16 protein-coding genes are annotated in these 17,897 nt (G+C 64.4%); 11 read left to right on the top strand and 5 right to left on the bottom strand.

The annotated features are described in order from the left end of the window. Positions 1-160 precede the first annotated feature (160 nt). The 4 genes from NKI54_RS11990 to NKI54_RS11975 are packed head-to-tail and all read left to right on the top strand — an operon-like array spanning position 161 to position 4,379. A complete protein-coding gene (locus tag NKI54_RS11990) occupies positions 161-1,156 on the top strand; it encodes an ABC transporter ATP-binding protein (RefSeq protein ID WP_352591146.1) in 996 nt (331 codons plus the stop codon). Positions 1,157-1,170: 14 nt separating this feature from the next. Then, positions 1,171-2,121, top strand: coding sequence for an ABC transporter permease (locus tag NKI54_RS11985; protein WP_352635000.1), 951 nt, complete (start codon positions 1,171-1,173; stop codon positions 2,119-2,121). Next, positions 2,111-2,926, top strand: a complete 816-nt coding sequence (locus NKI54_RS11980; RefSeq protein ID WP_352464332.1) for an ABC transporter permease — start codon at positions 2,111-2,113, stop codon at positions 2,924-2,926. Before NKI54_RS11985 ends, NKI54_RS11980 begins: the two co-directional genes overlap by 11 nt. A gap of 25 nt (positions 2,927-2,951) precedes the next feature. Next, positions 2,952-4,379, top strand: a complete 1,428-nt coding sequence (locus NKI54_RS11975; RefSeq protein WP_352634998.1) for a gamma-aminobutyraldehyde dehydrogenase — start codon at positions 2,952-2,954, stop codon at positions 4,377-4,379. Between the two features lie 17 nt (positions 4,380-4,396). Here the strand turns inward: NKI54_RS11975 and nhaA are convergent, their stop codons facing one another. The 5 genes from nhaA to NKI54_RS11950 all read right to left on the bottom strand — a co-directional run bounded on the left by nhaA (position 4,397) and on the right by NKI54_RS11950 (position 11,308). Then, entirely contained in the window at positions 4,397-5,590 is a 1,194-nt protein-coding gene (nhaA, locus tag NKI54_RS11970) for a Na+/H+ antiporter NhaA (RefSeq protein ID WP_352634996.1), read from the bottom strand. Between the two features lie 91 nt (positions 5,591-5,681). After that, entirely contained in the window at positions 5,682-6,245 is a 564-nt protein-coding gene (locus NKI54_RS11965) for an ActR/PrrA/RegA family redox response regulator transcription factor (protein ID WP_023676342.1), read from the bottom strand. Positions 6,246-6,308: 63 nt separating this feature from the next. After that, positions 6,309-7,634 (bottom strand): ActS/PrrB/RegB family redox-sensitive histidine kinase, encoded by a 1,326-nt coding sequence (locus tag NKI54_RS11960; protein ID WP_352448476.1) that lies wholly within the window; start codon positions 7,632-7,634, stop codon positions 6,309-6,311. A gap of 89 nt (positions 7,635-7,723) precedes the next feature. Beyond that, positions 7,724-10,342: an ATP-dependent helicase HrpB gene (gene hrpB / locus NKI54_RS11955; protein ID WP_352591138.1), complete on the bottom strand. Its 2,619-nt coding sequence runs from the start codon at positions 10,340-10,342 to the stop codon at positions 7,724-7,726. Between the two features lie 75 nt (positions 10,343-10,417). Then, on the bottom strand, positions 10,418-11,308 hold the full coding sequence (locus tag NKI54_RS11950) for a DMT family transporter (RefSeq protein WP_352691542.1): 891 nt from the start codon (positions 11,306-11,308) through the stop codon (positions 10,418-10,420). Between the two features lie 27 nt (positions 11,309-11,335). On the opposite strand from NKI54_RS11950, the gene NKI54_RS11945 reads away from it, so the two are divergent. From NKI54_RS11945 to NKI54_RS11915, 7 genes are all read left to right on the top strand, one after another. Further along, positions 11,336-12,025 carry a PIG-L deacetylase family protein gene (locus NKI54_RS11945; RefSeq protein WP_352568334.1) on the top strand — a complete coding sequence of 230 codons (690 nt, stop codon included), beginning with the start codon at positions 11,336-11,338 and terminating at the stop codon, positions 12,023-12,025. Between the two features lie 212 nt (positions 12,026-12,237). Next, on the top strand, positions 12,238-13,569 hold the full coding sequence (locus NKI54_RS11940) for an ABC transporter substrate-binding protein (RefSeq protein WP_352454682.1): 1,332 nt from the start codon (positions 12,238-12,240) through the stop codon (positions 13,567-13,569). Between the two features lie 110 nt (positions 13,570-13,679). Then, the gene (locus tag NKI54_RS11935) at positions 13,680-14,627 is read left to right on the top strand and encodes a carbohydrate ABC transporter permease (RefSeq protein WP_031211681.1); all 948 of its coding nucleotides are present in this window, start codon (positions 13,680-13,682) and stop codon (positions 14,625-14,627) included. Next, positions 14,624-15,574 carry a carbohydrate ABC transporter permease gene (locus tag NKI54_RS11930; RefSeq protein WP_023676335.1) on the top strand — a complete coding sequence of 317 codons (951 nt, stop codon included), beginning with the start codon at positions 14,624-14,626 and terminating at the stop codon, positions 15,572-15,574. Before NKI54_RS11935 ends, NKI54_RS11930 begins: the two co-directional genes overlap by 4 nt. Further along, complete coding sequence (locus NKI54_RS11925; RefSeq protein WP_023676334.1) at positions 15,571-15,771, top strand: hypothetical protein; 201 nt, start codon at positions 15,571-15,573, stop codon at positions 15,769-15,771. The genes NKI54_RS11930 and NKI54_RS11925 overlap by 4 nt, the downstream gene beginning before the upstream one ends. Positions 15,772-15,774: 3 nt before the next feature. After that, positions 15,775-16,887, top strand: a complete 1,113-nt coding sequence (locus NKI54_RS11920; protein WP_352634994.1) for an ABC transporter ATP-binding protein — start codon at positions 15,775-15,777, stop codon at positions 16,885-16,887. After that, positions 16,880-17,893, top strand: a complete 1,014-nt coding sequence (locus tag NKI54_RS11915) for an ABC transporter ATP-binding protein (RefSeq protein WP_352634992.1) — start codon at positions 16,880-16,882, stop codon at positions 17,891-17,893. The genes NKI54_RS11920 and NKI54_RS11915 overlap by 8 nt, the downstream gene beginning before the upstream one ends. Positions 17,894-17,897: the final 4 nt, after the last annotated feature.

Raw genomic sequence — 17,897 nt, 5'->3', positions numbered from 1 at the left:
CCCCTCACCCTTACCCTCTCCCCGTGAAGAACGGGGGGTCGCCAGCGTTGGAGCGCCTCCCTTCTCCCCGTCCACTATACGAGGAGAAGGTGCCGGCAGGCGGATGAGAGGCAGCGCTGCCGCCTGAAATTTGATGAGCCTGACAGATCAGGACAGCCCCATGACCTCCGCCGTTTCCTTCCAAAACGTCTCTCGCCATTTCGGCAGCGTGCGTGCCGTCGACGCGGTCGATCTCGACATCGTGCCGGGCGAGTTCTTCGCCATGCTCGGGCCTTCCGGCTCGGGCAAGACGACGTGCCTGCGCCTCATCGCCGGTTTCGAGCAGCCTACGGCGGGCTCGATCTCGATCTTCGGCGAACGCGCCGAGGGCGTGCCGCCCTATCGCCGCAACGTCAACACCGTGTTCCAGGATTATGCGCTGTTCCCGCATCTCAACGTGCTCGACAACGTCGCCTATGGGCTGATGGTCAAGGGCGTCGGCAGACCGGAGCGGCAAAAGGCGGCGGAAGAAGCGCTGGCGCTGGTGCGGCTTCCCGGCTACGGCGCCCGTCGCCCTGGCCAGCTTTCCGGCGGCCAGCGCCAGCGCGTCGCGCTCGCCCGTGCGCTGGTCAACCAGCCCAAGGTGCTGTTGCTCGACGAGCCGCTCGGCGCGCTCGACCTCAAGCTTCGCGAAAACATGCAGGAGGAGTTGAAATCGCTGCAGAAGGCGCTCGGCATCACCTTCGTGTTCGTCACCCACGACCAGGGCGAAGCGCTGTCGATGGCCGACCGCGTGGCCGTCTTCAATGACGGCAAGATCATGCAGATCGGCACGCCGGAAGACATCTACCAGCGCCCCAAGACCCGCTTCGTCGCCGATTTCGTCGGCTCGTCCAACGTGCTGCCGCCGGATTTCGTCCAGCGCTATGCCGGCCAGCATCGCTGGGGGAGTCTCAGGCCCGAATCCATCCGTATTGGCCGGGCCAACGGCGAAGGGGTTGCCGCCCGCCTGGTCTCGACCAACTATCTCGGCGCCACGACAAGACTGGCGCTCGATGCCGAGGGCTTGCGGCTGCATGCCATCGTGCCGGCGGGTGCTGCCTTGCCCCGGGAAGGCGAGGCGGTGGTGCTCACCTTCAACCGCGAGCATTTGCATCTGATGGACGAGCTAGGATGAGCCTGGACGCTGCCATGCCGCGGGCCACGGCCCCCGCCATCCTGCCGGGTAGTGGCGGCGTACGCGGCGGGCTCTCCGATCTCTTCTGGCGCCGGCCGCAATTCTTGCTGCTCCTGATGCTGCTACCCCCGGTTCTTTGGCTCGGCATCGTCTATATCGGCTCGCTGTTTGCGCTGCTTTTGCAGAGCTTCTTTTCGATCGATGAGTTCTCCGGCCTGATCAACCGCGAGTTCACGCTGAAGACTTATGGCGACCTGCTGCAGGCCGCCAATCTCGACATAATCCTACGCACGGTAACGATGGCGGCGCTGGTGACGCTGGCGTCGGCGGTCATCGCCTTTCCCATCGCCTATTACGCGGCGCGCTATGCGCGCGGCCGTTGGAAGGCGTTGTTTTATCTCGGCGTCATGCTGCCGCTGTGGTCGAGCTACCTGGTCAAGATCTATGCCTGGAAGCTGATCCTGGCCAAGGAAGGCATCCTGACCTGGCTGCTGGCCAAGTTGCATCTTCTGTGGCTGCTCGATGCCTGGCTGTCGCTGCCGGTCGTCGGCGGCAACTCATTGTCGGTGTCCTCAACCGGCACGTTCATCGTCTTCGTCTATGTCTGGCTGCCGTTCATGATCCTGCCGGTGCAGGCCGCACTCGAGCGCGTGCCGGGCAATTTGGTCGAGGCTTCGTCCGATCTCGGCGCCTCGCCCGGCCAGACCTTCGGCAACGTGCTGTTTCCGCTGGCGCTGCCCGGCATCGTCGCCGGCTCGATCTTCACCTTCTCGCTGACGCTCGGCGACTACATCATCCCGCAGATCATCGGCACCTCGCGGCTGTTCATCGGCCAGGCCGTCTATTCGCAGCAAGGCACCGCCGGCAACATCCCGCTCGCCGCCGCCTTTACCGTGGTGCCCATCGTCATCATGGGCTTCTACCTCTGGGGCGCCAAGCGCATGGGGGCTTTCGATGCGCTCTGACCGTGGCCCATCCGCGCCTCTCGGCCTGAAGCTCGCCGCCACCGGCGGCCTGCTCTTCCTGCATTTGCCGATCCTGCTGATCTTCGTCTATGCCTTCACCACCGAGGAGAAAAGCTTCGTCTGGCCGCCGCCGGGCCTGACCACGCAATGGTTCGCCGTCACCTGGAACCGGCCCGACGTCTGGCAGGCGCTGTCGCTGTCGGTGCGGGTCGCGGCGATCTCGACCGCCATTGCACTCGTACTCGGCACACTGTGCGCCGCAGCCGTGTCGCGGACAAAATTCTTCGGCCGCGAAACCATCTCGCTGCTGGTGATCCTGCCGATCGCGCTGCCCGGCATCATCACCGGCATTGCGCTGCGCTCGGCCTTCGCGCTGGCCGAAATCCCGTTCTCGTTCTGGACGATCGTGCTCGGCCACGCCACTTTCTGCGTGGTCGTCGTCTACAACAATGCGGTCGCCCGTTTCCGCCGCACGTCCGGCTCGATGATCGAGGCGTCGATGGACCTCGGCGCCGATGGTTTCCAGACCTTTCGGCATGTCGTGCTGCCCAACATCGCAACCGCGCTGCTGGCCGGCGGCATGCTTGCCTTTGCGCTGTCCTTCGACGAGGTCATCGTCACCACCTTCACCGCCGGCCAGCAGCAGACGGTGCCGATCTGGATGCTCGAAGAATTGATCCGTCCGCGCCAGCGTCCGGTCACCAATGTCGTGGCCATGGTCGTGGTGCTGGTGACGCTGCTTCCCATCCTCGCTGCCTATTACCTGACCCGCGACGGCGACCAGATCGCCGGTTCGGGCAAATAACCCAATTTATAAGGGAGAAGCTTCCATGGACACAAAGATGCTGATCGGCTCGAAATTCGAGAAGGGCACCGAAACCGAGGAGCTGATCCTCAATCCGAAGACCGGGGCGACCATTCTCAATTTGCCGGAGGCCAGCCAGGTACAGATCGAGGCAGCGGTAGCGGCTGCGGAAAAGGCCTTCGCCACCTGGTCGCGCACCACGCCGGCGCAGCGCTCAGGCTATCTCCTCAAGATCGCCGATCGCATCGAGGGGGAAGCCCAGGAATTCGCGGCACTTGAGGCGCTGAACTGCGGCAAGCCAATCAATGCCGTGCTCAATGACGAGATTCCGGCGATCGTCGACTGCTACCGGTTCTTCGCCGGCGCAGTCCGCTCGATGCCGGGTCAGGTCGCCGGCGAGTACATTCCCGGCCACACCTCGATGGTCCGCCGCGACGCCATCGGCGTCGTCGCCTCGATCGCGCCGTGGAACTATCCGCTGATGATGATGGCCTGGAAGCTGGCGCCGGCAATCGCCGGCGGCAACACCGTCGTCTTCAAGCCGTCCGAACAGACACCGCTGACGGCACTGAAGCTGGCCAAAATCCTGGCGGAAATCCTGCCCGAGGGCGTCGTCAATGTCGTGCTCGGCCGCGGCGACAGCGTCGGCAACACGCTGATCAACCACCCGAAGGTCAACATGATCTCGATCACTGGCGACGTCGCCACCGGCAAGAAAGTGCTGCAGGCGGCCGCCAAGTCGGTCAAGCGCACGCATCTCGAGCTCGGCGGCAAGGCGCCGGTCATCGTCTTCGACGACGCCGATCTCGGCGCGGTGGTCAACGGCCTGCGCGCCTTCGGCTATTACAATGCCGGCCAGGACTGCACCGCCGCCTGCCGCATCTACGCCGGCAAGAAGATCTACGACAAGCTCGTCGCCGACCTCTCCGCTGCCGTCTCGACCATCAAGTATGATCGTCCTGACGATACCGAAAACGAGATCGGCCCGCTGATCTCGCGTCGCCAGCGCGACCGCGTCTCGAGCTTCGTCGAGCGCGCCTCTGAGCTCAAGCACATCGAGATCACCACGGGCGGCAAGCCGGGCGAGGGCTCCGGCTTCTTCTACCAGCCGACCGTCGTCGCCGGCGCGCTGCAGGAGGACGAGATCGTGCGCCGCGAAGTGTTCGGTCCGGTGGTCTCGGTCACCCGCTTTTCCGAAGTCGACGAAGCGGTGAACTGGGCCAATGACTCTGACTACGGCCTGGCGTCGTCGGTGTGGACCAAGGATGTTTCGCGCGCCATGGCGACGGCGGCCCGGCTGCAATATGGCTGCACCTGGATCAATACCCATTTCATGCTGACCAACGAGATGCCGCATGGCGGGTTGAAACAATCCGGCTACGGCAAGGACATGTCGCTCTACGCGCTGGAGGACTATACCGCCGTCCGCCACGTCATGGTCGCTCACGGGTAGCGCCCGCGAGGAGACGCCTATTCTTCCGCCTCCTCCGCCTCGCCTGCGGCCGGCGCCACCAGCAGCACAGCGGCGCCTAGGAGCGCGGCGATGAAGGAGCCGGCGAGGATGCCGACCTTGACCGCGTCCTGCAGGGCGGCGTCGCTGGCGAAGGCGAGCAGGCCGATGAACAGGCTCATGGTGAAACCGATGCCACAGAGCAGCGAAATGCCGACCATGTGCAGCCAGCCGGCATTGACCGGCAGATCGGCGAAGCCAAGCCGGATGGCAAGCGCGGAAGACCCGAACACGCCGACCAGCTTGCCCAAGACGAGGCCGGCGGCGACGCCGAGCGTCAGCGGCTCGACCAGGGCGGCAGCGCTGAGACCGGCGAGCGAGACGCCGGCGTTGGCAAAGCCGAAAATCGGGATGACGAAAAAGGCGACGACTTTGTGCAGGCCGTGTTCGAGCCGGTGCAGCGGCGAATGGTCGAGATCATGGCCGCTGCCCGGCGATATCTTCAGCGGTATGGTGAGGGCCAGCGCGACGCCGGCGAGCGTCGCATGGACGCCCGATTTGAGCACCAAAACCCACAGAACGATGCCGAGCAAGATGTACGGCAGCAGCGTCAGCACCCGCATGCGGTTGAGCACCACCAGCAGCGCGATCACGGCGAAGGCGGCGCCGAGATAGGCGAGCGAGAGGCCGCTGGTATAGAACACCGCGATGATGAGCACCGCGCCGAGATCGTCGATGATGGCGAGCGCGGTGAGGAATATCTTCAGCGAGCCCGGGACGCGCCTGCCGAGCAGCGACAGCACGCCGAGCGCAAAGGCGATATCGGTGGCGGTTGGGATCGCCCAGCCGGACAGAGCGGCTGGATTGTTGTGGTTGATGGCGACGTAGACCAGTGCCGGCGCTGCCATGCCGCCGGCGGCGGCGATGCCGGGCAGCACGCGGCGCGGCCAGGTCGACAGCTGGCCGTCAAGCATTTCGCGCTTGATCTCGAGGCCGACCAGCAGGAAGAACACCGCCATCAGGCCGTCATTGATCCAGTGCGAGACGCTGAGCGGTCCGAGATAGGCATGGAGGGCGGAGAGATAAGCCTCGCCCAGCGGCGAATTGGCGACGATCAGGGCCAAGGCCGCCGCAGCCATCAGGACGAGGCCGCCGGCCGCCTCGCTGTCGAGGAATTCGCGCAGCATGGAGACCAGCCGCTTTTCGTCCTGCATGTCGCCTCCGTCGTATCAGTAGCAAGGTCCGACACCGCCAAGCGATGATGCGCAAACAGCGCTGGCCGGGCAAGCCTGTAATGAGAGCCCTTTAGCGCGGCGCGCGCTTGGCGAGGATGCGTTGCAGCGTGCGGCGATGCATGTTCAGGCGGCGTGCGGTTTCCGAGACGTTGCGGTCGCACATTTCGTAGACGCGCTGGATGTGTTCCCAGCGCACGCGATCGGCCGACATCGGATTTTCTGGCGGCGCTGCGCGTTCGCCCGCGGTGCGGGTCAGGGCGGCAAAAATATCGTCGGCATCGGCCGGCTTCGACAGATAGTCGATGGCGCCGAGCTTTACCGCCGTCACCGCAGTGGCGATGTTGCCGTAGCCGGTGAGGATGATGGCGCGGGCATCGTCGCGCTTCTCGCGAATCGCGGCGACGACGTCGAGGCCGTTGCCGTCGGCCAGCCGCATGTCGACCACCGCATAGGCCGGCGGATTGGCGCGCGCTTTGGCAACCGCCTCCTCGACGCTCTCCGCCGTCTCGACCACGAAACCCCTGGTTTCCATGGCGCGGGCAAGCCGCGTCAGGAACGGCTTGTCGTCGTCTACGATCAGCAGCGAGGTATCCTCGCCTTCGACCATTGCGCCAATCGTTTCGTCAGTACTCATCGTGCTGAAAATCCTGCTGCCTGATTTTTACGCAAATATAGTTTCGCAACGCTATTGTCCAATTTAGGCCGTGTCGAACATGGTGGCCGAAGCCTGCTCGGGATTGAGGAAGACGCTGCGCGGCCACGATATCTGCACGATAGCGCCCTCGCCGGGCTCGCTTGAATTGCGGAAATCGAGCGTCGCGCCGGAGCGTTCGAGCAAGGTCTTGGCGATGAATAGGCCGAGGCCGAGGCCGCCGCCGGCTTCGGTGCCTTGTCGTGTCGACATATAGGGTTCGCCGATACGGTCGATGATCTCCGGTGGAAAGCCCGGCCCGTCGTCGATGATCGAGAAGCTGACGGCGGCTTCATTCCAGTTCCAGCGCACTGTCACGCTGTTGCGGGCGAAGTCGACCGCGTTCTCGACCAGATTGCCGAGGCCGTAAATGACGCCGGGATTGCGCCGGCCCACCGGTTCCGGGCCGATGCGCTCGCCCGGCCGAAGCTTGATCGAAATGCCGAAATCGCGGTGCGGCGCCGTCACCTCCTCGACCAGCGAGGTCAGCGGCAGGCGCGAGAGGTGCACCTCGCTCTCGGAGGACAAGCTGGTCAGGCGCTTCAGGATTTCGCGGCAGCGCTCGCTCTGCGAACGCAGCAGCTTCACGTCCTCGCCGTATTTCGGATCTTCGCCAAGCGCCTTCTCCATTTCCTTGGCGACAAGTGTGATGGTGGCGAGCGGTGTGCCGAGCTCGTGCGCGGCGGCCGCGGCGAGGCCGTCGAGGGCAGAGAGATGCTGCTCTCGCTGCAACACCAATTCCGTGGCGGCAAGCGCGTTGGCAAGCAGCCGCGCCTCCTCGGCCACCCGGAAGGCATAGATCGCGGTAAAGGCGATGGAGCAGAACACCGCCATCCACATGCCTGCGACATAGATGAACGGCATCGCCAATGGCGCGCCCTCATGCCATGGCAGCGGCAGGTGGTAAAAGACCAGCAGCGTCGCCGCCACGATCACCAGCGCGCCGAGCATGGCGGTCAGCCGCAGCGGCAGCGACGTCGCCGAGACGACGACGGGCACGGTCATCAGCAGCGAAAACGGATTGGTGAGTCCGCCGGTCATGTAGAGCAGGCCGGCAAGCTGCAGGCTGTCGAAGGTCAGGATGGCGAAGGCCGAGAACGGGGTAAGCCGATGCGCCGCCGGATAGCGGAAGGTCAGCAAAAGGTTCATCCAGGCCGAACAGGCGATCAGCGCAAAACACATGCTGACCGGCAGCGGAAATTTCAGCCCGTAAGCGACGACAAGCACGGTCAGGCTCTGGCCGACGATGGCAAGCCAGCGCAACCTGATCAGCGTGTTGAGGCGCAGCCGCTGGCTTTGCTGGAAGTCGGGTGCGTGCAGGATGTTTATCATGGCCAGTGATTATAGAGGGGAAACAGCCGGAGGTCTTTTCCGAAAACAGCCGAAGCCGGCCCTCGGTTCGGGATGACAGTCTGGAAGCATCAGGTACCGCGCGGCTTGGCGCGGCTGGTGGCGGCGGCGAGAAGCGGGTTCTCCGGCCAGACATGCCTGGGATAGCGGCCGCGCATCTCTGCCCGCACATCGGCCCAGGAGCCGCGCCAGAAGCCGGGCAGGTCGCGCGTCGTCTGGATCGGCCGGTGAGCCGGCGACAGCAATTCGAGCGTCAGCGGCACAGTGCCGTTGGCGATCGCCGGATGCCGGTCGAAGCCGAACAGTTCCTGCACGCGGATCGCCAGCACCGGCCATTCGCCGTCATAGCGGATCGGCAGCCGGCTGCCCGACGGCGCGTCGAAATGGGTCGGCGCCAATGTGTCGATCTTGCGCTGCAATTCGTGCGGCACCAGCGTCATCAGGCCTTGCGAGAGCATGCTGGGATCGATTGCCGCAAAGGATGCCGCGCCGGAAAGGAATGGCAGCAGCCAGTCGTCGAGGCGCTCGACGAGCGCGGCATCGGAGACATCGGGCCATGGCGCGCCGAGGCCGCGATGCAGCCAGCCGAGCCGCTGCCGCAACGTCTCCGCCTCCCTGTTCCACGGCAACAGGGACAGGCCGTGTTCGCGCAAGGCGTCGAGGATGGCGCGATCCGCGTCGGCACCGGTCGGCGCCGGCAGCATGCGTTCGGACAGCGTGATGGCGCCGAGGCGAACCGTTTCGCGCACCCGCACCGCGCGCCTGTCGCGGTCGAAGCTCACCTCGCGGCGGGTCTCGATCTTTTCCGCCAGCGCAGTGCGGATGTCGGCCTCATCGATGGCTGCCGCTGCGGTGATGCGGGCGTTCTGCGCCTTGCCCTGCAGGTCGGCGACGACGAGCCAGGTCTCGCCGGCCAGCGGATCGGAGGCGTCGAGCATGGCGCCCGAGCCGTTGGCAAGCACGAAGCGGCCACGCTCGCCGCGCGCTTTGGCGACCCGATCCGGCCAGGCATGGATGAGGAGAGCGCCGGCTGTGCTGCCCTCCCCCTTGAGGGGGTCGGAAGGACGGGCGAGACCCGTGGCTCGCCCCGGCGCGTCGATCCGCGTAGCGGATCGGGGTGGGGTCGGTTCGGGCACGCCATCGACGACCCCGCCCCGTCTCCCTCGTCTCGCTGCGCTCGGCTCGCTCGCCGACCCTCCCCTCGAGGGGGAGGGTGAAGCCTGCTTTGCCAGCCTCTCAGCCAGCTGCCGGGCGGCGGTGGCGCGCGGCGATCTTTCGGCGCGAAAGCGCAGCAGCCGCCGTTCGAGATCGGCACCATCGCCGCCAAGGCCACGCTCGGTCAACAATACGGCGAGCATCGCCGCCTCGAGCGCCTCTCCGGTCCTTGCCGCCTCGGCGACCATGTGGGCGAGCCGCACCGGTAGCGCCAGCCTGCGCATCGCGGCACCGGCATCCGTCAGGCGTCCTGCCGCATCGACAGCATCGAGCGCACGTAGCAGTACCCTCGCCTCGGTGAGCGCCGGAGCCGGCGGGGGGTCGAGGAAGGACAGGCTGGTCGGATCGGCGACGCCGAACGCCGCGCTATCGAGCAACAGGCCGGAAAGATCGGCCTCGAGGATTTCCGGCGGCGTGAAGGCCGGCAGGGCCGCCGTCTGCTCGGCCCGCCACAACCGGATGGCGACGCCCGGCTGCGTGCGCCCGGCACGGCCGGCGCGCTGGTCGGCGGAAGCGCGGGAAGCACGTACCGTCTCCAGCCGCGTCAGGCCGCTCGCCGGCTCATAGCGCGGCAGCCGCGACAGGCCGGAATCGATGACGACGCGCACGCCGTCGATGGTGATGGAGGTCTCGGCGATCGACGTCGCCAGCACGACCTTGCGGCGGCCGAGCGGCGCCGGCTTGATCGCCGCGTCCTGCGCCTTGTTGTCGAGCATACCATAGAGCGGCACGATGTCGGTATCGGCGCCGACCTTGCCCGCCAGCCGCTCGGCGGTGCGCTCGATCTCGCGCTGGCCGGGCAGGAAAGCGAGCACGCTGCCCTCCTCCCCGGCAAGCGCCGAGCGGATCGCCTTGGCCATGGCGTCCTCGATGGTGACGCCGGCCGGCCGCTCGTCATAGCGGATGTCGACCGGGAAGGCGCGGCCTGCGCTCTCGATCACCGGCGCGCCGGACAGCAATTTTGCGACACGCGCGCCGTCGAGCGTTGCCGACATCACCAGCAATCTGAGTTCGAGCCTCAGCGCACCCTGCACGTCGAGCGCCAGCGCCAACCCGAAATCGCCGTCGAGCGAGCGTTCGTGGAACTCGTCGAATAGCACCGCCGCGACACCAGGCAGTTCCGGGTCGTCGAGGATCATGCGGGACAGCACGCCTTCGGTGACGACGAGAATCCTGGTCTTTGCGGAACTGCGGTTTTCCATGCGCATGGCATAGCCGACGGTTTCGCCGGGCTCTTGGCCGAGCAATTCGGCCATGCGGCGGGCGGCAGCGCGGGCGGCGAGGCGGCGAGGCTCGAGCAGGATGATCTTTCCGCCGCCGAGCCATTCAGCGTCGAGCAGCGCCAGTGGAACCAGCGTCGTCTTGCCGGCACCGGGCGGCGCCACCAGCACGGCGCTGTTACCATGGCTCAGCGTTTCATTGAGCGCCGGCAAGACAACGGAGACCGGCAGGTCCGGCAAGGGTTTTGTCGTCATTGTGCTATGCTGTGCAGCCAGTTGGCAGCGACCGCATATCAGCGGTGGCGGTCGCGGCGCAACCTCGGCGCCGACTCAAAGCCTGGTCCGCAAAAACGGGTTCCAGCGCACCGTGCCGAGCCGCACCTCCTCGTGCACCATCGTCAGCAGGCCGGAACCGCCGACCACGGCCAAGCCGACCAGCGACAGAAAATCCGGATATTCCCTGAAGAACAGCGCACCTAGAACCACCGCCCAGACGATCTGCGAGTAATGCGTCGGCGCGATGCGGTTGGCCGGCGCGTATTTGACCGCCAGCAGATGCAGCAGCTGGCCGCCGGCGGTAAAGGCGCCGGCCAGCACCAGCCAGGCCCATTGCCTGCCATCCGGCAGCGAGAACGAGGTAGCCGCCGCACCGACGCCGTTGAAGAGCAGGCCGTAGCCGATCAGCACGCCGAGCATCGTTGTGCGCTTTTCCTGCGCGGCGAGCGAACGCATCAGGATGACATTGGTGGCGGCCAGGAAGGCGATGATGAACGCCGCCAGATGGCCAAGCTGCAACTCGCGAAAACCAGGCCTGACGACCAGCATGACCCCGGCAAAGCCGGCGACGACCGCCAGCCATCGCCATGGGCCGACCTTTTCCTTGAGGACCAGCGTGGCCAGGATAGTGACGAACAGCGGCGCCAGAAAGATGAGCGCATAGACTTCCGCCAGCGGGATGGTGGTGAAGGCATAGACGCTCAGCACGCCCGAGGCGATGCCGGCCCAAGCCCGGGCCTGTACCGCCCAGGGCCGGTTGGTGCGCCAGAAATCGAGCCAGCGCTCGCCTGCCGGCCTGGCAAAGAGCAGAAAGCAGCCGGCGAACAATGTCGAGAAGAAGCCGATCTCGAAGACGTTGAACTGCCCGCCCAGGCTTTTGACAACCGCGTCGCTGCACGAATAGCTTGCATAGGCGATGAGCGCGAGCAGAATTCCGTTGGGCACGTTTTTCCATTTCCGGGAGAGATGAGAGTGAAGATATTGGCGCTTGGCGCGCATTCGGACGACATCGAGATCTTCATGTTCGGTACGATGGCGGCCTATGCCGCGCAAGGCGCAGAACTCTTTTTTGCCATAGCCACGGATGGCACCCGGGGCGGCTACGGCGATCCGTCAGCGCTGGCCCGCACGCGCCGCAAGGAGGCGACGGCGGCGGCCGGCCTGCTTGGCGTGACGCCGCGCTTCCTCGACTTTCCCGATGGCGGGCTGGTCGCGGATGCCGCGCTGATCGGGGCGCTCAAAGCACTGATCGGCGAGATAGGGCCGGATCTGGTGACAACGCATGCGCCGAACGACTATCATGGCGACCACCGCGCGCTGTCGGATGGCGTGCGCATCGCAGCGTCATTCTCGGTGCCGGTGCTACATGCCGACACGTTCGGCGGCACCGGGTTTTCGCCAACGCACTACGTCGATACCTCCAGGCATTTCGATCTCAAGGCGGAGGCGATCCGGGCGCACCAGTCGCAGGATCCCGAGCGTTTCGTCGACGCGGCGCGCACGCAGAACGCCTTTCGCGCCGGCCAGTGCAACGGCCCAGCCGGATCGTTCGCCGAGGCCTTCCGCTTCGAGCCAGTCTTCCCCTTCGCCGATATCCGCGCGCTGCTGCCGCCGGCCCCAGTGATCCGTCCGGTGGCCGTCAGCAACAAGACGGTGACCTAGGCAGGTCGCCGCAACTTCTCACGTTGCTTTCCTATCCAGCATGCTGCGATGCAGCAACGAATTCGCTTGCCTTGTTTAGTAAAAATTGCATCACTAAACAAATTACTAAACATCCGGTGCGCCGCCGCGTCGTTGTGTTTGGGCCCCCGAGGTGGGGTTTAGCGGGCTCTTGAAACCGTCATCCGGACGCGTTTCGCAAATGGGAGGAAGGCATGAAATCGACCTTGAAATTGGCGTTGGGACTGGCATCGACACTCTTTGCGTCGACAGCCGTTTCGAATGTCGCGCAGGCAGAAGATCTGACGCTTTGCTGGGCAGCCTGGGACCCGGCCAACGCGCTTGTGGAATTGTCCAAGGACTTCACCAAGGAAACCGGCATCGGCATGAAATTCGAATTCGTGCCGTGGACCAACTATGCCGATCGCTTTCTCAACGAGCTGAATTCGCACGGCAAGCTGTGCGACCTCATCATCGGCGACAGCCAGTGGATCGGCGGTGCCGCCGAGAACGGCCATTACGTCAAGCTGAACGACTTCTTCGACAAGGAGAAGATCAGCATGGACGATTTCGTGCCGGCGACCGTCGTCGGCTATTCGGAATGGCCGAAGAACTCGCCGAATTACTGGGCGCTGCCGGCCATGGGTGACGTCGTCGGTTGGACTTACCGCAAGGACTGGTTCTCCAAGCCGGAGCTGCAGAAGGAATTCAAGGAAAAGTACGGCTGGGATCTCGGCCCGCCGACGACCTTCGACCAATTGAAGCAGATCGCCGAATTCTTCCAGAAGCGCGACATCGACGGCAAGACCGTCTATGGCGCGTCGATCTACACCGAGCGCGGCTCGGAAGGCATCACCATGGGCGCCATGGACGTGCTCTACAGCTTCGGCTTCCAGTACGAAAACCCGAAAAAGCCCTACGAGATGGAAGGCTTCGTCAACTCCGATAAATCGGTGAAGGGCCTGGAGTTCTACAAAGCCCTCTACGATTGCTGCACCCCTCCCGGCGCCTCGAACAGCTACATGGGCGAAGGCGTCGATGCCTTCAAATCGGGCCAGGTGGCGATGCACATGAACTTCGCCTTCACCTGGCCAGGCCTGCAGAAGGACGAGAATGTCGGCGGCGACAAGATCGGCTATTTCGTCAATCCCAAAGGTCCGGACGGGGACCAGTTCGCCCAGCTCGGCGGCCAAGGCATCTCGGTGGTCTCCTATTCCGACAAGCAGGAAGCCGCGCTCAAATACATCAAATGGTTCGCCAACAAGGACGTGCAGTCCAAATGGTGGTCGCTCGGCGGCTATTCCTGCCTCAACGCGGTCGTCAAGGACCCGGCCTTCCCGGCCAGCCAGCCCTACGCGCAGACCTTCCTCGACTCGATGGCGATCGTGAAGGACTTCTGGGCCGAGCCGAGCTATGCCCCGCTGTTGCAGGCATCGCAGAAGCGCTTCCACGACTATGTCGTTGCCGGGCAAGGCTCGGCCAAGGATGCACTCGACGGCCTCGTCAAGGACTGGACCGAGGTCTTCCAGGACGATGGCAAGATGTAAACGGCTCCTCCCGAGCCCATGACCGAACCGTCCCGTGCCACTTGGCACGGGACACAGTTCAGATAAATTCCATTGTCGAGACGAGCCAAGTGACCGAAGCAGGACTGACCATGCTCAATCGGACGGCGGACAGCGTTGCCCGGGCTACGCCCGAGCCGTTGGCCCGCAAGGTCCGGGGCATCAGCGACAAGGGCCTCGCCTGGCTGTTCATCTCGCCGACGATCCTGTTGCTTTTAGCTATCAACATCTTTCCGCTGTTCTGGGCAATCTATCTGTCCTTCACCAATTTTCGCGCCAATCGGCCCAACGAGGTTGTGAAGAACCTTGGGCTGGCAAACTACAAGCGCATCCTCGCCGACCAGGACATCTGGATCGCCATGCAGACGACGGCGCATTTCGTGTTCTGGACCATCCTGCTGCAGACGCTGATCGGCTTCACGCTGGCTTGGCTGATCGACCGCAAGTTTCGCGGCCACGCCTTCTGGACGACAATCATCCTGGTGCCGATGATGCTGTCGCCGGCGGTGGTCGGTAATTTCTGGCGCTTCCTCTACGAGCCGCAGATCGGGCTGTTCGCCTACGCCGTTTCGTTCGTCACCGGCATTCCGGCAACCGAAATCAGCATGCTCTCCAACGTGTCACTGGCGCCATGGTCGATCATCATCGTCGACACCTGGATGTGGACGCCTTACGTGATGCTGATCTGCCTCGCCGGCCTGCGCTCGATCCCCGAATACATCTACGAAGCGGCCGAGGTCGACCGCGCCTCCAACTGGCGGCAGTTCTGGTCGATCACGCTGCCGATGGCGCTGCCCTTCATCATGCTGGCGGTGCTGTTTCGCGGCATCGAGAACTTCAAGATGTTCGACATGGTCAATTTGCTCACCGGCGGCGGGCCGGGATCAACCACCGAAGTGGCCTCGATCACGCTGAAGCGGCAGGCCTTCGAAAGCTGGCGGACGGGCTATTCCTCGGCCTTCGCCATCATCCTGTTCGTCGCAGTGTTTGGCCTCGCAAACATCTACGTCAAGGCGCTCAACAAGGTGAAGCAGAGATGAGCCTGACGTCAGCCCATTCCGTTGTCGCGCCGTCGGCCACGTCGAAGCGCGTCGCCGGCACGATCATCGTCGCCTACGCGCTGATCTCGATCGTGCCGCTGCTGTGGATCTTCGCCACCAGCTTCAAGACGCCGCCGGATTCGATCGCCTATCCGCCGAAGATTCTGTTCCAGCCCAGCCTCGAGGGCTACTGCAACCTGTTCTCGACCCGGACTCGGCAAACACCGGAATACATCAACTCGCTGGGACCGGCGACGGGCCTGTGCGACGAGACGGTGCGCAAGCGCAACATGGTGATCGCCGGCCCGTCCAACTTCATGCCGCGCTTCGTCAATTCGCTGATCATCGCGTTCGGCTCGACGTTTTGCGCGGTGTTCCTCGGCACGCTGTCGGCCTATGGTTTTTCGCGCTTCAAGGTGCCGCTCGCCGACGACCTTCTGTTCTTCATCCTGTCGACGCGGATGATGCCGCCGATCGCCGTCGCCATCCCGATCTACCTGATGTACCGGGAGCTTGGCCTGTCGGACACGGCTCTCGGCATGATCCTGCTTTATACGGCGGTCAACGTGTCCTTGGCGGTGTGGCTGCTAAAAGGCTTCATCGACGAGATCCCGCGCGAATATGAAGAAGCGGCGATGATCGACGGCTACACCAGGCTGCAGGCGTTCTGGCGCACAGTACTGCCGCAGGCGACCACCGGTATTGCCGCAACCGCCATCTTCTGCCTGATCTTTGCCTGGAACGAATATGCCTTCGCTGCGCTACTGACCTCGGGCACGGCGCAGACCGCGCCGCCCTTCATCCCGACCATCATCGGCGAAGGCGGTCAGGACTGGCCGGCGGTCGCGGCCGGCACGACGATCTTCCTGGTGCCGATCCTGGTCTTCACCATCCTGCTTCGCAAGCAATTGCTGCGCGGCATCACCTTTGGCGCGGTGCGTAAATGAGCATGACCGCAAAACGCAAATCGCGCTGGCCCGTCTGGGCCAGGCGCGGGCTGATGGAAAACGTCGCCACCGCGATCATCGCCATCGGCTTCCTGATGCTGTTCCAGCCCTTCGCACTGGTGCTCTACACCTATTCCTTCATCACCATGCTTGCGGGCACGGCGATGTTCATCATCGTCTCGAAATTTCCGGAGTAGACGATGGCCGAGATCAGGGTCGAACATCTGAGGAAGGCATTCGGCGATTTCGTCGCCGTGCAGGATTCCAACTTCGTCGTCGAGGACGGCGAATTCTTCGTCATGCTGGGGCCGTCCGGCTGCGGCAAGACGACGACGTTGCGCATGATCGCCGGGCTCGAACTGCCGACCGGCGGCAAGATCCTGCTTGGCGGCGAGGACGTCACCATGCGGCGTGCCCGCGAGCGCGACATCGCCTTCGTCTTCCAGCTGTTCGCGCTCTATCCGCACATGAATGTGCGGAAGAACATCGGCTTTCCACTGCTGGCGCAAGGCATGCCAGGCGCTGAAATCCGGAGCCGAGTGGAGGAGACGGCGAAGCTTTTGCGGATCGACCATCTGCTCAACAAATCGGTCTCCGGGCTTGCCGGCGGCGATCGCCAGCGCGTGGCGCTCGGCCGCGCCATCGTACGGCGGCCAAAATGTTTCCTGATGGATGAGCCGCTCGGCACGCTCGACACCGAATTCCGCGACCTGATGGTCCATGAATTGCGAGAACTGCACAACCGCATCCACGCCACCACCGTCTATGTCACGCATGACCAGATGGAAGCGATGTCGATGGCCGACAAGATCGCGGTGATGAACCACGGCGTCATCGAGCAGTTCGGCACGCCGCGCGAGATCTACGACCGGCCGGCGACGATGTTCGTCGCCGACTTCATCGGCTCGCCGCCGATGAATTTCCTCGGCTTCGGCGGCGGGCTTTCAAAGGGCGCCAGGGAAATTGTTGTGCAAGGCGCGAAGGTGGCCGTGCCGGAGATCCGCGAGGACGTCGCGCCGGCCGATATGGCGCTTGGCATCCGACCGGAGCACATCCGCTTCGACGACGCTTCGAAGCTGCGCGGTGCTATTTATGGCACGGAATATCTCGGCACCACTCAGATCGTGGCGGTGGAGACAGCAGACGGCATCATCAAGGCCAGGGTGCCGGCCGAAATCCGGCTCAATCCGGGCGATCATGTGGGCCTGGCGCTGAGCAGCGCGCGGCTGTCGCTGTTCGCAAAAGGATCCGGCCGTGCGGTGCGCACCGAAATCCATGACTCGGCCTCCCAGGGGAGAGCACATCATGGCTGACGTTCACATCAAAAGCGTGACCAAGGCTTTTGGCGAGCATGTCGCCGTCCACAATCTCGACCTGCATATCGCCGACGGGGAATTCGTCGTGCTGCTCGGGCCGACCGGCGCCGGCAAGACGACGACGCTCAGGCTGATCGCCGGGCTGGAGCGTCCGGAAGCGGGCTCGATCCATATTGCCGGCCACGACACGACGACGCTGTCGCCGGCCGAGCGGGACACCGCTTTCGTGTTCCAGCAATATTCGCTCTATCCGCATCTGTCGGTCTACGACAATCTCGCCTTTCCGCTGCGCTCGCCGGCGCGGAAAATGCCGGAGGACCAGATCCGCCGCCACGTCGAGGACGTGGCCAAGATGGTGCGTATCCACCACAAGCTCTCCAATCGCTCGACCAAACTCTCCGGCGGCGAGATGCAGCGCGTCGCCATCGGCCGCGCGCTGGTGCGCAAACCTTCGATCTACCTAATGGACGAGCCGCTGTCGTCGCTCGACGCCAAGCTGCGTGCCGATCTCAGGCTCGAGCTGAAGCGCATCCAGGCCGAGCTCGGCGCCACAATGCTTTACGTCACGCACGACCAGATCGAAGCGATGACCATGGCCGACCGCATCGGCATCCTCGCCGACGGCGTGCTGGTGCAGATCGGTTCGCCGCGCATGATCTATTCTGAGCCGGCAAACCTTCACGTCGCGGCAAGGCTCGGGCAACCGGCAATCAACTTGTTACCGGTAGGGCTGCTGCCGGATGGCGGCGCGCCGGCGGGAACGAAGACCATCGGAGCGCGCACCGAACACCTCTCGATCGCGAAGGCCGCGAACGGCCAAGCCGACGGTGTCGTCGACTGGGTCGAGCATCTCGGCGACCAGAACCATCTGCACGTGACGGTGGGGACCAGGAAGCTGGTGACGCTGACCGACCCCGACACCGATCTGGCGCGGGGCGACAAGATCATGATCCGCTATCGCTCGCCGCTGTATTTCGGCGCCGACGGGCGAAGGCTGACGTGAGCGG

The sequence above is a fragment of the Mesorhizobium sp. M0663 genome, assembly GCF_040320585.1.
Taxonomy (GTDB): domain Bacteria; phylum Pseudomonadota; class Alphaproteobacteria; order Rhizobiales; family Rhizobiaceae; genus Mesorhizobium.
This window is presented reverse-complemented; position numbering and strand designations above follow the sequence as displayed.

Excerpts from the sequence above, each read along its gene's own strand:
- NKI54_RS11915 (WP_352634992.1), top strand. The coding sequence starts at position 16,880 with ATGGCTGACGTTCACATCAAAAGCGTGACCAAGGCTTTTGGCGAGCAT.
- NKI54_RS11990 (WP_352591146.1), top strand. The coding sequence starts at position 161 with ATGACCTCCGCCGTTTCCTTCCAAAACGTCTCTCGCCATTTCGGCAGC.
- NKI54_RS11935 (WP_031211681.1), top strand. The coding sequence starts at position 13,680 with ATGCTCAATCGGACGGCGGACAGCGTTGCCCGGGCTACGCCCGAGCCG.
- NKI54_RS11930 (WP_023676335.1), top strand. The coding sequence starts at position 14,624 with ATGAGCCTGACGTCAGCCCATTCCGTTGTCGCGCCGTCGGCCACGTCG.
- NKI54_RS11975 (WP_352634998.1), top strand. The coding sequence starts at position 2,952 with ATGGACACAAAGATGCTGATCGGCTCGAAATTCGAGAAGGGCACCGAA.
- NKI54_RS11940 (WP_352454682.1), top strand. The coding sequence starts at position 12,238 with ATGAAATCGACCTTGAAATTGGCGTTGGGACTGGCATCGACACTCTTT.
- NKI54_RS11925 (WP_023676334.1), top strand. The coding sequence starts at position 15,571 with ATGAGCATGACCGCAAAACGCAAATCGCGCTGGCCCGTCTGGGCCAGG.
- NKI54_RS11920 (WP_352634994.1), top strand. The coding sequence starts at position 15,775 with ATGGCCGAGATCAGGGTCGAACATCTGAGGAAGGCATTCGGCGATTTC.
- NKI54_RS11965 (WP_023676342.1), bottom strand. The coding sequence starts at position 6,245 with ATGAGTACTGACGAAACGATTGGCGCAATGGTCGAAGGCGAGGATACC.
- hrpB (WP_352591138.1), bottom strand. The coding sequence starts at position 10,342 with ATGACGACAAAACCCTTGCCGGACCTGCCGGTCTCCGTTGTCTTGCCG.
- NKI54_RS11985 (WP_352635000.1), top strand. The coding sequence starts at position 1,171 with ATGCCGCGGGCCACGGCCCCCGCCATCCTGCCGGGTAGTGGCGGCGTA.
- NKI54_RS11960 (WP_352448476.1), bottom strand. The coding sequence starts at position 7,634 with ATGATAAACATCCTGCACGCACCCGACTTCCAGCAAAGCCAGCGGCTG.
- NKI54_RS11980 (WP_352464332.1), top strand. The coding sequence starts at position 2,111 with ATGCGCTCTGACCGTGGCCCATCCGCGCCTCTCGGCCTGAAGCTCGCC.
- nhaA (WP_352634996.1), bottom strand. The coding sequence starts at position 5,590 with ATGCAGGACGAAAAGCGGCTGGTCTCCATGCTGCGCGAATTCCTCGAC.